The sequence below is a fragment of the Spirosoma fluminis genome (assembly GCF_054778895.1).
The window spans coordinates 14,384-26,862 of the sequence record NZ_BAAGZD010000008.1 but is presented as its reverse complement, the minus strand read 5'-3'; the positions used below and the strand labels follow the sequence as shown (position 1 = coordinate 26,862).

Here is a 12,479-nt window from a genome sequence, read left to right as displayed (position 1 = left end):
CTTAACTCAATTGTTATGAAACATACATTGCTAAAAGTCGCCGTCCTGATGGCCCTGATGGTACCTGCCGTTGCGTTTGGCCAGTCGCGGGAAAGCGTAAAAAGCAGCTCGCCGTACAATGGCAGTGCGGCCCGCGTCAGTGATAAAGAAAAGGCTAAGGTGGCCGCCGAAAAGTTCAACGGCCAGCGGAGTACGCCTGCTCAGCCTGCAAAGCCGCAAAGTGGTAAGCCGCGCGTTCAGGGACCGACAGAAAATGGCGGGCGCGTAAAGAATCCGAAAACAAACAACGGCAACAGTTGATGGACGCATTACGTCGGCTTCTGGTCAGCTTTGACGGAGAACCGACGTTTAATAAATGTTTAATAACCTTTTGTCGATTAGCCTGTTTCTGTACGTGAAAACGTAATTGATTAAACACACTTAACTCACTGCCGTATGAAAAAGATAATTGGGGTAATAGTCGCAATCTTGCTGATGACCGGCGTGTCGTTTGCGCAGGATGAGGTGAAGAAAGAAGCTAAGGCCGCGAATAAAGAAATGAAGCAGGACGCTAAGCAGATGAAGAAAGATGCCAAAAGTGTGGGCAACGAAGCAAAAGCGGATGCGGCCAAGGAGATGAAGCACATGCACAAGAGCATGAAAAAGACTGAGAAGAAAGTCACAAGCCAATAACCGGATGGTATTCTATTAAAAAGCCCTTCCTGAAAAGAAGGGCTTTTTTCGTGCGCAAAGACATAACTTCTTCGGCACTAACCGGTTTACTGGCGCAACCAGACTGACAACGGTATGAAATACCTAATGTATGTGGCAGCCTGTACGCTGCTACTGGCCAGTGATGCGTTGGCACAGGACGTAACGCGTAAGGAAGCAGTGAAAACCACAAAAATTGTTGAAGAGAAGGCGAAAGGAATGAAGCAGGACGCTAGGGCTACGGGCAATAAAGTCAAAGAAGAGGAAGCCGAACAGTCCTCAAAAGCTGCCAAAGAAGCTAAAGAACAGGCTAAAAGAAATGCCTGGTCTCCGCCAATAGCAAACGCCTGACTATCCTGTCGGGCGTTTGCTTTAATAGTCGGTTTTGACCGGCTGATCTTCCGAAAAGCCCGTTGGCGAGAGAGCGGTAGCCCGGTAGGCGATGGGGAACGTAATGCGGAAAGTGGTTCCCTGGCCAACCGTAGAGTCTACCACAATCTTGCCCCGGTGTAGTTCAATAATCCGCTCGGTCAGTGCAAGCCCAATGCCGTGACCGTTCACGGTCATAGTGGTATTGGACCGGTAGAACGGTTCGAAAATATGGGGTAGGTCATCCGGCGGTATGCCGTAGCCGTGATCGCTGATGGTCAGATGAACCTGTCCGAGTTCAAATGAAATACGTACTGAAACGCGCCCGTCCGGTGAATATTTGCAGCCGTTTTCCATCAGGTTCTGAAAGGCCGTTTGCAGCAGCGACTCTTCGCCATTGATTACCAGCTCTTCTTCGTGATCGGGCAAGTTATCAAAGTCAATATCGATCTGATAGTCGGCTCGTTTCTGGAGAATCTGACTTTGCGCCAGCCACAACAGTTCATCGATTCGCACGGGCTGGTAGTTGAGCATAGCCGCATCGGCGCTGGCGCGGGCCAGTTCGAGCAGGCCATTAACGAGCCTGATCATACTTTTTACTTCGTCCAGTAACGCATCAAAAGCCGCTTCGTATTCGTGAGTCGAGCGGGCCTGTAAACGCGTTACTTCAATCTGGCCCATCATAACCGTCAGGGGAGTACGTAACTCATGCGATGCGTGGGAAACAAAACTTTTCTGGGATACAAATGCTTCTTCGAGCCGGGTCAGCATGTCGTTAAATGTATGCGCCAGATCAGCCAACTCGTCGCGTTGCCGCCCGACCCGCAGCCGTTCGTGGATGTTGGTCGCCGAAATTGTGTTTACCTGATCGATAAGTTCAGATACGGGCCGAAGTGCGTCGCTGGCAAATAAATAGCCTGCAATTCCGACAATCAGGAGACTCGAAATCCAGCCAAAAAACAGGATGCGCCGGAGTACGTCGAGTTTACTTAACCCATACCGATCATTTGCCGATGCAACAACCGTCAGGGGTTCCCCTTTGGCGTTTATATGTCGGACACCAACCGCTTCCAGGTCATTAGTCCGAAAGTACCGGTATTGGTCAGCTTTAATTGTATTGAGGAAATCGGTAGGGATCGCAAAGCGAGGACGTTGACTGTACTGATTGTAAACCACCTTACCCGAGCTATTGTAAATCGTGATCTGCTCGTCATTCATCTGGGGCAAATCGGCCTGAGCAACTTCGCCGACATCTTCGCGGAGCCGCACCGAAGTAACGGCTCGTTCTTTCAGCCTGTTTTCAAATTCCTGCTGCCTGAACTGATCGTACAGATAATACACCGATACGGTAAAAAGCAGCATAATCGAAGCGACCAGCAACACGAACAGCAGCGTCAGGCGAGTACGAATATTCATGTCTTCAACCGATAATAGAATAAGCCCAAAAAAGCGTGTTCCGAAAAGGAAACGCCAGGCTCAGCTGGTCCAGGGTAAGGCGCTCGGGCTTACTCTTCTTTAAGCATATAGCCCATGCCAATTACCGTATGAATAAGTTTATGGGGAAAGTCTTTATCAATTTTTTTGCGCAGAAAATTCACGTATACATCAATGACATTGGTGCCGGTATCGAAATGAATATCCCAGACTTTTTCGGCAATGTCTACGCGTGAGACTACCCGGCCCCGGTTGCGCATCAGGTATTCGAGCAGGCCAAACTCCTTAGCCGTCAGCTCTATCCGTTTGCTGCCCCGGCGGGCGACTTTTTCGTTCATGTCCAGTTCCAGATCGGCTACTTTCATGACGTTGGCCTGAACGCCTGCTTCACTGCCGCGTTTGGTGAGGGCACGGAGCCGGGCCATCAGCTCGCGAAACTCGAAGGGCTTTACCAGATAGTCATCAGCACCCGCTTCGAAGCCGGTAAGTTTATCATCAACCGAGCCCATTGCCGTCAACATCAGCACAGGCGTAAGGACCTTCTGCTTCCGAATCGACTGAACGACGTCGAAGCCATTCATTTTCGGTAGGTTAATGTCCATGATGATTACATCGTACAGGTTATTGAGGGCCATTGCGCGGCCAACCTGCCCGTCGAACGCAACGTCAACGTCACAGGCTTGTTCTTCTAACCCCTTCTTCACAAACGAAGCCAGTTTGGGCTCATCTTCTACCACCAGGATCTTCATATCGGCAACATACATAGCTCTTTTCTTATTTGAAAATGGGAAACGGAATTATTAGTAAACGTAGAGATATGGATACGGGTCAACGGCTTCAGGGCGAGATCAGTACAAAATTATAGTGCTGACTAAGGCCAGTTGAGCGGGAACACGATGCGCCAGTACGTACTGCTACAGGTGTGTTTGACTGAACGCCGGAAGTTCGAGCCGATAGATTAAAAGCGCTTGAAAACTACGTTAAATATGGGTTAAACCTAGCTTACTGCCTTACGCAAGACAACAAAAAAGCCGTCCCGAAATTTCGGGGCGGCTTTCCGCTTCTATCCACACCATTTCAAGACTGGCGACCGGGCGGCCGCCAAATCTTGATGTTCAACCTTCCCTTTGTAAAGGATCGTTATGCTAAACTAAGCAATTTCTTTAGTAGCGCAAAAAGACCTCAAACTTTGGTCGGCTACGTAATATCGCAAATTTGCGAACTTCTTATTAATTTAACGTTAATACGTAGTTAAAAATTACCTAATGTTGAAAAAATATTGCGCTATTTTTCATAGCAGACTGCACTTCCTGCCGTAAAACGCAGAGGAAATAAGTGATAAGATGGAGAGTGTGAGTAGGTTCGCTATTGGCATATCGCTAATCATATTGGTGATATGCGATATGTTTGTTTTGTGCGCAGCCCCCGTTGGAGTAAGCCTCGTAGCCCGAGGGGAATACCCACAGTGATTCCGGGCAGCTCGACGCCATATAATAGGTTATTGGCTTGCTGTCCAGCAAAGGCGGTATTAATGCCATTCTCAACTTGTATTTTTAGGACGTAGCGCGAATGTCAGTCCGTTTCGAACCGGATGGAATTTACTATTAGTAGCAATCGTAACAAACTTTTAACGTCTTCAAGCGGCCCACCCACTGCCTTTTTTGCACGTTAGTTACGTCGGCAAGGACTTTCGTATGTAAACGTCCAGGTGGCGAAAATAATCTTAATCTATACTTAGAAGATGTTCAACTGGGCCTGCTGCTCAGGGGATTTTGAGTGCACTATAAACAAAAAAGAAGCTCAACAAGTAGGTATAATATGAAGCATATCAATGAAGTGGTGAATCACCAGGGTTCAATCACCCATCTGACCGGGGCCAGCAATTATACGTGGCTGCATTTTCGGAATGGGGGAACGATGCTTTTATCGAAGCCCCTGTCTTCGTTTGAAATACTATTGCCCGCTTTTATTCGGGTGCATAAGACCGCCCTGGTGAATCCTAAGTATGTTCATCAGATCAAAAGTCCAGCCCGAACCAAAACGCCGGGTTCTATAACTATGCAGGGGGGAGCCATATTGCCCATAAGCCGTCGGCGCTGGAGCCAGGTGGCTGATAGCCTGCTCGAACATTCAGAATTTACGCAGATCGTTACGACGCGGTCAGCGGCCGATGAACCACAGTATGGCCAGTCGGAATACAATGCTGGGGTGGCTAAACAAGTGGTTACGGTGCCAAACCAGCAGGTGTACGCTATGATCAAAGATGACGTAAAAAGCGTATTGATCAGGCAGCTTCTGGAAGAGAAGTGGCCGCATTGCACGGTCCGGTTCTTCGCCAATGGGGCGGGCCTGACGGACTACGTTTCTCAAACAGCCTCGCAGCAGTTACCAGCCATGGTTCTGCTCGATGTGCGGTCGGTGAACTGGGCCGGGCTGGGTACGCTGGAGCAGCTTAAAAGCAATAAGCAGTTACGGATGATCCCCACTGTTGTGTTCATCAACGACCAGTCGGGTAATGATATAGAAGTGTGCTACGCTGCCGGGGCTAATTCGGTCATCCCGCAGATGGCCGACAACGATGAGTTCGCAAAGGTAATTGAACGTATATGCCAGTACTGGCTGTCGTTTGCTGCCCTGCCGACCGCCTTATTAGGGTAAGAGCGCTCTATATGCAACAGTCCAGGCTGAGCAATTGCTCAGCCTGGACTGTTGCATATAGAGCCGTGCGTAATCTGGTTGTTACGTACCGGTATCGGCTGGCCGTTAAGACATGAAACGATCACTGGGTAGGGTTACGGTTTCCCACCAGTACGTTCGCAGGTTTTTACCGAAGTCGATCCAGGCCTGGCTTGTGTCGGGCTTCGTCAGGTAGGAGGTGCTGCCGTGATAGTAAGATTTGGTAATATCCTGCGGGTCGTTGGAGTAGCTGAGTACGATTACGGGAACCTGCTTGAAAGACGACGCTGGGTCTTTCAGTTCTTTCAGCAATTCCCATCCGTCCTGTCGGTTCGGTAGGTACAAATCGAGCAAAATTAGCTTAGGCAGGTCATTACCCTGGAGGGTACAGTCATTCAAATAGTGCCAGGCTTCTTCGGCTGTGGAGAACCAAATCACCTGTACCTCCGGCAGAAACTGTTCGAGTGCTTTTTCGATTAAATGCCACTGATCAGAATTGTCATCAATTACTAAAATGCTGGCGTGGTTAAAGTTCCGCTGGCTAGTCGGCTGGATGCGCCGGTTTATCATAATCTGTTCAACTTAATTAATTACCAAAAATAGCCTTTTATTCGGTTTAAGCACTATGTTACCCACCTAAATTCGCTTGCGGACCTCAACAAATACGCACTATTTACGGTAGAAATTGAGTTTGGAAACGCCTTGGGTTCGTTGGCCAGCTGGCCGCTCTGGCAAATACCTGAAGTAGCGCAGAGGGTACTCCACCGGGCCGTTCAAGCAGTAATTCGGGTTGATCTGATGATAAATTCGTTAGGAGAAGTATCTAAACTCACGAAAAGACGGCATTTGGTTGATTTGCTATGCTTGACCACCAATCTAATTTTAGCTTCGCCCGAAGCCGGGAAGAAGCCGCTACATTCGACGAGCCTATAAATCCACTACCCAGAGCGGTACTACGTCCGACTAATCATATTCTGCTCGATGGCGAGTGGAAAATTGCCTTCGATACGGACGATTGTGGCCTCCGTGACCGATGGTATCTGGGCTACAAGTACGAGCAGAAAGCGCATTGGCCGGGTTCTGTTGAAGAACACATGGCTGAGGCAAAAGGTCTGCCACATCCGGCCGCCTGGCAGGATCGGGTAATTGTCTGGTATGAGCGGGAGTTCGCCCTGCCCGAACGTACTGAACCGGCCGATCTGTCGATAATTCAGCTCACCTTCGGAGCCTGTGGTTACGAAACCCGGGTCTGGTTGAATGGCTACCTGCTTCAGACCATTGAGGGTGAAGAGATTCACTACGGTGAGTATACCTCGTTTTCGTACGAACTGGCCGATGAACTTCTTCGGCCCGTAAACCGGCTTACGGTACGTATTGCCGATACAATGGATGCCGAAACGCCCCGTGGCAAGCAGGAGTCGCACGTGTATAAGCGGGGCGGAATCTGGTACCAGACCTATACCGGGGCTGTGCGCAGCGTGTGGCTGGAAACGGTTGAGCGTAACCGGCTACGTTCCCGAATTGGCGTCGTGAGTATTGTGGAAGATGATCTGGTGCGGTTTACGGTTTCGACCCGCATTCACGATCCGGGCAACTACACATTGCGGCTGAAGGTGTTTGACCGGAAAGCTCCGCTGGATTCGGAGCCAATGGCCACGTCTGACTTTTCGCTGAAACTGGAAGCTGGCCAAAAGCAGCAGCGGGTGGTACTTGGGCTGCCCGACGCGCAGTTGTGGTCGACCCAGTCGCCGACCTTGTATAAACTCGTGGCCCAGTTGATCGATAGCAACGGTTATATCGCCCAGATCGAAACGCAGTTTGGCCTTCGGAAGATAGAAGCCCGCGGCTGCTGTGTGTATCTGAACAACAAGCCGGTTTATCTGGATGGGATTCTGTATCAGCCCGGCACGGCTACATACGAGGAGATGAAGCGCCATATGCAGTCGATGAAGGATCTGGGCTGTAACCTGGTACGGGTTCACATTGCCGGGGTTGACCCCCGGATTTATAACCTGGCCGATAAGCTCGGACTCCTGCTTTGGGTGGAAGTACCGAGCCCCCATAGCTCAACGCCCCGCAGCCGGGAGAATCACCGCGCCGAACTCTTACGGATGGTCTCCCTGATCGGCACGCATCCGTCGGTAGTGATCTGGAGTTTGTACAACGAAGACTGGGGAGCGCAGGATATTGCGGTAAATACTGAAACGCGCCAATACATCATTGATATGTACCACTATATGCAGCTTGCTTACCCGCAGTTTCTGGTGGTCGATAACGATGGCTGGCACCACATCTCGTATGAAGGAAGGCTTAAGTCCGACCTGCTTACGGCTCACCTGTATACCCCCGATCCGGACCGCTGGCGTTATTTACTCGATCGGCTCGTTGCGGGCGATCTGGAAGGGGTGGCCGCTTTCCCATTGGTCGTAGGCGATCCGTTCTTTTACCGGCGTCAGGTTCCGCTCATCGTGAGCGAATGGGGCGGGTTTGGATTCGCTGATTACGGTGGACCGCAGGACGCTGAACAGCGCGAAGAACGGATTCGGCTGTTCAAGCAGGAGATGCGCAAACGGCCGATTGCGGGTGACGTATACACGCAGGCGACCAATATTGAAGACGAACGGAACGGCCTGATTGATCCGCATACGGGTGAATTGTCCGTGGCTGCTGGTTTGCTGGGTTCGGGCGGTTTCGAAACGGGTGACTTTTAGATCGGCTTCCGGGTATGAACACGTACTGGCCCCATGCTGAGTAAGCCACGGATGAATTGGTTGTGGCCTATGATCCGGTGGGTGTTGCGGAGCGTTGTTGGGGTGCTGCTGTTCGCCGTTGGCTATATAGCCTGGCAGAGTCCCGGCAAAACCAGTCCGATTCTGGATGAGGACCGTAAGCCCTTGCCCAACAGCGTTGCTGAACTGCTGACGGTGCAGATCAATGGTACTACACAGTGGCTGCTTATTCGGGGGCATGACCGGCGAAAACCGATTCTGTTGTTTCTGCACAGGGGGCCAGGTTTGCCTGAACTTTCTCTGCTGGTCGGTTATACGCTGGAAAAGCAGTTTGTGGTGGTCAATTGGGAGCAGCGCGGGTTCGGCAAGTCGTACGATGCCGCGTAATACGTACCTACGGGCGTTTTTCGCCGGTGCTTATTGCCGACTTCGCTGCCGCCTTCGAACAGGCAATTGCCCGGCACGTAGAGCGCCAATCCAACGACTGGGCAGACGTAGATACTTACCTGCGCGAAAACACATGGGACAAAACCCGGGTTAGTATGCAACGGATCCTGCAGTCCCAGTTATCCGCTATTGCTGAACAGTAAACACCTGAATATGGCTATAAGCACTACAACCGCACCGATGGCTTTATGGGGTGGTATCGAATGTACCGTGAACCGGGTAGGGGAGCGGTATCAGGATCAATTAATTCGCAATGGCCACCACGACCGACCCAGCGATTTGCGGCTGCTGGCCGAATTAGGTCTTAAAACGCTGCGGTATCCGCTATTGTGGGAACGTACGATGCTGGGTGGGCCCGACAAACCGAACTGGCAATGGGCCGATGAGCGACTCCCCATGCTTCAACAATTGGGGATTAATCCCATTGTCGGTCTGGTGCATCACGGATGCGGCCCCTGCTACGCAACCTTCGATACCCATGCGTTTGAGGAAGAGCTTCCGAAATACGCCCGGCAAGTGGCTGAACGCTACCCCTGGGTGAACGCCTATACGCCCATCAACGAACCACTTACCACCGCCCGCTTCTCCGGGCTTTACGGATTCTGGTATCCACATACGCAGTCGGATCGGGTATTTGCCGAAATCCTGATTCGCGAGTGCAAAGCTACGGTTAAGGCCATGCAGCAGATCCGGCTTGTTCGGCCCGACGCGCAGCTTATCCAGACGGACGATTTAGGACAGACGCATAGCACACCCTTACTGACTTGTCAGGCCGACTGGGAGAATAACCGGCGCTGGCTCACCTGGGATCTGCTCTGCGGGCTGGTTAAACCGGGCCATCCCTTCTGGGATTATTTTCGGCGGGTCGGTATCCCCGAAAATGATTTATGGTTTCTGGTTGAAAACCCGTGTCCACCTTCCGTAATTGGTGTTAACCACTACATCACCAGTGAGCGCTACCTCGACGAGAACCTGGTGGATTATCCTCCGCATCTGCATTGTGGTAACAAGTTCCATCGGTACGTCGATACGGAGGTTGTGCGGGCTGCTCCCGAACAACGTATTGGACTGGCGGGGCTGCTGATGCAAACCTGGGAACGCTACCATCTGCCCATCGCTGTTACCGAAGCGCATTTAGGCTGCACCGTCGATGAACAGATGCGATGGCTCTGGGATATGTGGCAGGAAGCCCAGCAGGCCAAAGAAGCCGGAGTCGACGTTCGGGCCGTTACTGCCTGGGCGCTATTGGGCTCTTACGACTGGCACTGCCTGCTGACGCGGGAGGACGGTCACTACGAAGCCGGGGCATTTGACCTGAGTTCGGGAGAGCCACGACCTACGGAGTTAGCCGACTTAATTCAACGGCTGGCAACCGGCAAAAATCCGCGGGAACTAGTACCCGAAGGGCCGGGCTGGTGGCAGGAGCCGGTGCTGGTGTCGTAGCGAAACCGGCGTTACGTAGTAGGGTGAGTGAGTGATCCATTCGTCGCCGATAACCAGTAAATATATATACCATTCGTCGGCAATTCTGTAACGAAAAGCCGCCTGGATCGGGCAACCTTTGTGGCGTTGATCGGAACGAACCGGTCGACGCCACGTTTCGTTTTATACATATACATTCTGCAAAAACATGGAAACTTTAACATTCAAAACCAATATCAAATGTGCCGCCTGCGTGGCGACGGTGACTCCATTCTTAAACCAAGCCGTTGGCGAAGGACACTGGCGGGTAGATACCCAGAATCCGAACAAGGTCTTGACCGTGGAAACCGGCAGCGAGCAAGAGGTTCGTCAGGCCCTTGAAAAAGCGGGGTACAAAGCGGAGTTGTTAGCCTGACCGGCACGTTCGAGACGTATTTATCATTCTTTCCTATGGCTACTAACACAATTGCCCCAGCCCGATCTGCCGCCGATGTGCGCAAGACGTATCCAGTGCTGGAAATGTCGTGTGCAGCCTGCGCCGTTAGCGTTGAGTCGATGCTGAAGAATACGCCCGGCGTGGCCGACGCTGGGGTGAATTATGCCAATCAGTCGGCCTGGGTGCAATACAACCCCTCAGTGGTAACGCCCGCTGAATTGCAGAGCGCCGTGCGGTCGATTGGTTACGACATCATTGTCGATGCTGGAGATCCGCAGGAGGTGCAACGGGAAGCCCAGCAACGGCACTACCAATCACTTCGCCAGCGAACGATCTGGGCCTTTATCCTGTCCATACCCGTTGTCATTATCGGTATGTTCTTTATGAACGGATCGGGAGAAAGCTCAATTCCTTTCGCGAACGAGATCATGCTGGTGTTGTCGGCTCCGGTGGTGTTCGGGCTGGGTCGCACTTTCTTCACCAATGCCTGGAAACAGGCCCGCCACGGCAAAGCGAACATGGATACGCTGGTGGCCATGAGCACCGGTATTGCCTTTTTGTTCAGCGTGTTCAACACGGTTTACCCGGAGTTCTGGTACCGTCGGGGTATTCACCCGCACGTATATTTTGAAGCCGCATCGGTGGTTGTCGCCTTTATTCTGCTCGGGAAATTGCTGGAAGAACGGGCTAAGTCGAACACCTCGGCGGCTATCAAAAAACTGATGGGGCTTCAGCCCAAGACGGTACGAATTCTCGAAGGAGGACACGAGCGGGAGATTTCGATTGCGGCCGTACAGGTCGGCCATCAACTGCTGGTCAGACCTGGCGAAAAGATTCCCGTCGATGGGCTGGTTGAGTCCGGACAGTCGTTCGTCGACGAAAGTATGATCAGTGGCGAGCCGGTACCCGTTGAAAAACAGGCGGGTGCCAAGGTATTTGCCGGAACAATCAACCAAAAGGGAAGTTTTCAGTTTCGGGCCGAAAAGGTAGGAGCCGATACGTTGCTGGCTCAGATTATCCGCATGGTGCAGGACGCCCAGGGTAGTAAGGCACCCGTACAGAAGCTGGTTGACAAAATCGCCGGAATCTTTGTGCCGGTCGTGCTGGGCATTGCCCTGCTGACCTTTGTTGCCTGGCTGATTTTTGGCACATTCACTACGGCCTTGCTTACGTCTGTAACCGTACTGGTTATTGCCTGTCCCTGTGCGTTGGGATTAGCTACCCCCACAGCCATTATGGTTGGGGTGGGTAAGGGAGCCGAGAATAACATTCTGATCAAAGATGCGGAAAGCCTGGAGCTAGGCTACAAAGTGAACGCGGTTGTGCTGGATAAGACCGGAACGCTTACGGAGGGGAAACCGCAGGTAACGGATCTGATCTGGGTGCCCGACGCTGCCGACGACGCCAATCTGAAAGCTTTGCTGAACGCCATTGAGTCCCGATCAGAGCACCCGTTGGCCGAGGCCGTAACTGCCTATATTGGCCAGAAAGGTACAGTTGAACTCACAAGCTTTGAGAGCGTTACAGGCAAGGGCGTAATAGCTAGGCATGGGGCAGATACGTATTACGTTGGCAACCGGAGTTTGCTGGCTGACCATGCTGTTCCAATGTCGGACCAATTGCTGGCCGAAGCTAACCAGTTGCAGCAACAGGCTAAAACGGTGGTGTTCTTTGCCGACCGAAGCCAGGTACAGGCCATCATCGCTATCGCTGATCCCCTCAAGTCGACGTCGCGCCAGGCGGTTGCTACGTTGCAGCAGCGCGGTATCGACGTGTATATGCTCACGGGCGATAATGTACAAACAGCAGCGGCTGTAGCGAAACAGGTTGGCCTGACGCATTACAAAGCCGAGGTTATGCCATCGGATAAGGCCGACTTTGTCAAAGAGTTACAGCAATCCGGAAAAGTCGTCGCGATGGTGGGTGACGGAATTAACGACTCCCAGGCGCTGGCCCAGGCTGATGTAAGCATTGCCATGGGGAAAGGCGCGGACATCGCCATGGACGTAGCAAAAATGACCTTACTAACTTCCGATCTGACCAGCGTTCCGAAGGCATTACAACTTTCAAAACAGACGGTGCAGGTGATCCGGCAGAATCTATTCTGGGCATTTATCTACAACCTGATCGGTATTCCCATCGCGGCCGGTATCCTGTATCCATCATTTGGCTTCCTGCTGAATCCAATGATTGCCGGCGCGGCTATGGCCCTGAGCTCAGTATCGGTAGTTACCAATAGCCTTCGGTTAAAGAGTCTGCGCCTGGAAGATTAGTCC

The 12,479-nt window shown here is 51.9% G+C and carries 13 protein-coding genes; 10 read left to right on the top strand and 3 right to left on the bottom strand.

Going from position 1 to position 12,479, the window contains the following annotated elements; all coding sequences use genetic code 11:
* Positions 1–15: 15 nt before the first annotated feature.
* From ACYVBJ_RS13150 to ACYVBJ_RS13140, 3 genes are all read left to right on the top strand, one after another.
* Positions 16–300: a hypothetical protein gene (locus ACYVBJ_RS13150; RefSeq protein ID WP_460982764.1), complete on the top strand. Its 285-nt coding sequence runs from the start codon at positions 16–18 to the stop codon at positions 298–300.
* 135 nt (positions 301–435) lie between these two features.
* Positions 436–672: a hypothetical protein gene (locus ACYVBJ_RS13145; RefSeq protein WP_460982763.1), complete on the top strand. Its 237-nt coding sequence runs from the start codon at positions 436–438 to the stop codon at positions 670–672.
* Between the two features lie 114 nt (positions 673–786).
* A complete protein-coding gene (locus ACYVBJ_RS13140) occupies positions 787–1,041 on the top strand; it encodes a hypothetical protein (RefSeq protein ID WP_460982762.1) in 255 nt (84 codons plus the stop codon).
* Positions 1,042–1,062: 21 nt separating this feature from the next.
* On the opposite strand, the gene ACYVBJ_RS13135 is transcribed toward ACYVBJ_RS13140, so the two are convergent.
* Positions 1,063–2,475, bottom strand: a complete 1,413-nt coding sequence (locus tag ACYVBJ_RS13135; RefSeq protein ID WP_460982761.1) for a sensor histidine kinase — start codon at positions 2,473–2,475, stop codon at positions 1,063–1,065.
* Between the two features lie 89 nt (positions 2,476–2,564).
* Positions 2,565–3,242 (bottom strand): response regulator, encoded by a 678-nt coding sequence (locus ACYVBJ_RS13130; protein ID WP_460982842.1) that lies wholly within the window; start codon positions 3,240–3,242, stop codon positions 2,565–2,567.
* Positions 3,243–4,311: 1,069 nt separating this feature from the next.
* Between ACYVBJ_RS13130 and ACYVBJ_RS13125 the strand changes: the two genes are divergently transcribed.
* Entirely contained in the window at positions 4,312–5,151 is an 840-nt protein-coding gene (locus ACYVBJ_RS13125; RefSeq protein ID WP_460982760.1) for a response regulator transcription factor, read from the top strand.
* A 105-nt stretch (positions 5,152–5,256) separates the two neighbouring features.
* Here ACYVBJ_RS13125 and ACYVBJ_RS13120 read toward each other — a convergent pair whose 3' ends face one another.
* Positions 5,257–5,739, bottom strand: coding sequence for a response regulator (locus ACYVBJ_RS13120; RefSeq protein ID WP_460982759.1), 483 nt, complete (start codon positions 5,737–5,739; stop codon positions 5,257–5,259).
* 290 nt (positions 5,740–6,029) lie between these two features.
* Between ACYVBJ_RS13120 and ACYVBJ_RS13115 the strand changes: the two genes are divergently transcribed.
* The 6 genes from ACYVBJ_RS13115 to ACYVBJ_RS13090 all read left to right on the top strand — a co-directional run bounded on the left by ACYVBJ_RS13115 (position 6,030) and on the right by ACYVBJ_RS13090 (position 12,476).
* On the top strand, positions 6,030–7,880 hold the full coding sequence (locus ACYVBJ_RS13115) for a glycoside hydrolase family 2 protein (RefSeq protein ID WP_460982758.1): 1,851 nt from the start codon (positions 6,030–6,032) through the stop codon (positions 7,878–7,880).
* Between the two features lie 33 nt (positions 7,881–7,913).
* Positions 7,914–8,285 carry a hypothetical protein gene (locus ACYVBJ_RS13110; protein ID WP_460982757.1) on the top strand — a complete coding sequence of 124 codons (372 nt, stop codon included), beginning with the start codon at positions 7,914–7,916 and terminating at the stop codon, positions 8,283–8,285.
* A 26-nt stretch (positions 8,286–8,311) separates the two neighbouring features.
* Entirely contained in the window at positions 8,312–8,488 is a 177-nt protein-coding gene (locus tag ACYVBJ_RS13105; protein WP_460982756.1) for a hypothetical protein, read from the top strand.
* A 10-nt stretch (positions 8,489–8,498) separates the two neighbouring features.
* Complete coding sequence (locus ACYVBJ_RS13100) at positions 8,499–9,788, top strand: family 1 glycosylhydrolase (protein WP_460982755.1); 1,290 nt, start codon at positions 8,499–8,501, stop codon at positions 9,786–9,788.
* 187 nt (positions 9,789–9,975) lie between these two features.
* Entirely contained in the window at positions 9,976–10,182 is a 207-nt protein-coding gene (locus tag ACYVBJ_RS13095; RefSeq protein ID WP_460982754.1) for a heavy-metal-associated domain-containing protein, read from the top strand.
* A gap of 35 nt (positions 10,183–10,217) precedes the next feature.
* Positions 10,218–12,476: a heavy metal translocating P-type ATPase gene (locus ACYVBJ_RS13090; protein ID WP_460982753.1), complete on the top strand. Its 2,259-nt coding sequence runs from the start codon at positions 10,218–10,220 to the stop codon at positions 12,474–12,476.
* The last annotated feature ends 3 nt before the right edge of the window (positions 12,477–12,479 follow it).

Bases quoted from the DNA above. Each gene is read 5' to 3' on its own strand.
- ACYVBJ_RS13140 (WP_460982762.1), top strand. From the start codon at position 787: ATGAAATACCTAATGTATGTGGCAGCCTGTACGCTGCTACTGGCCAGT.
- ACYVBJ_RS13125 (WP_460982760.1), top strand. From the start codon at position 4,312: ATGAAGCATATCAATGAAGTGGTGAATCACCAGGGTTCAATCACCCAT.
- ACYVBJ_RS13135 (WP_460982761.1), bottom strand. From the start codon at position 2,475: ATGAATATTCGTACTCGCCTGACGCTGCTGTTCGTGTTGCTGGTCGCT.
- ACYVBJ_RS13110 (WP_460982757.1), top strand. From the start codon at position 7,914: ATGCTGAGTAAGCCACGGATGAATTGGTTGTGGCCTATGATCCGGTGG.
- ACYVBJ_RS13090 (WP_460982753.1), top strand. From the start codon at position 10,218: ATGGCTACTAACACAATTGCCCCAGCCCGATCTGCCGCCGATGTGCGC.
- ACYVBJ_RS13130 (WP_460982842.1), bottom strand. From the start codon at position 3,242: ATGAAGATCCTGGTGGTAGAAGATGAGCCCAAACTGGCTTCGTTTGTG.
- ACYVBJ_RS13120 (WP_460982759.1), bottom strand. From the start codon at position 5,739: ATGATAAACCGGCGCATCCAGCCGACTAGCCAGCGGAACTTTAACCAC.
- ACYVBJ_RS13100 (WP_460982755.1), top strand. From the start codon at position 8,499: ATGGCTATAAGCACTACAACCGCACCGATGGCTTTATGGGGTGGTATC.
- ACYVBJ_RS13095 (WP_460982754.1), top strand. From the start codon at position 9,976: ATGGAAACTTTAACATTCAAAACCAATATCAAATGTGCCGCCTGCGTG.
- ACYVBJ_RS13150 (WP_460982764.1), top strand. From the start codon at position 16: ATGAAACATACATTGCTAAAAGTCGCCGTCCTGATGGCCCTGATGGTA.
- ACYVBJ_RS13145 (WP_460982763.1), top strand. From the start codon at position 436: ATGAAAAAGATAATTGGGGTAATAGTCGCAATCTTGCTGATGACCGGC.
- ACYVBJ_RS13115 (WP_460982758.1), top strand. From the start codon at position 6,030: ATGCTTGACCACCAATCTAATTTTAGCTTCGCCCGAAGCCGGGAAGAA.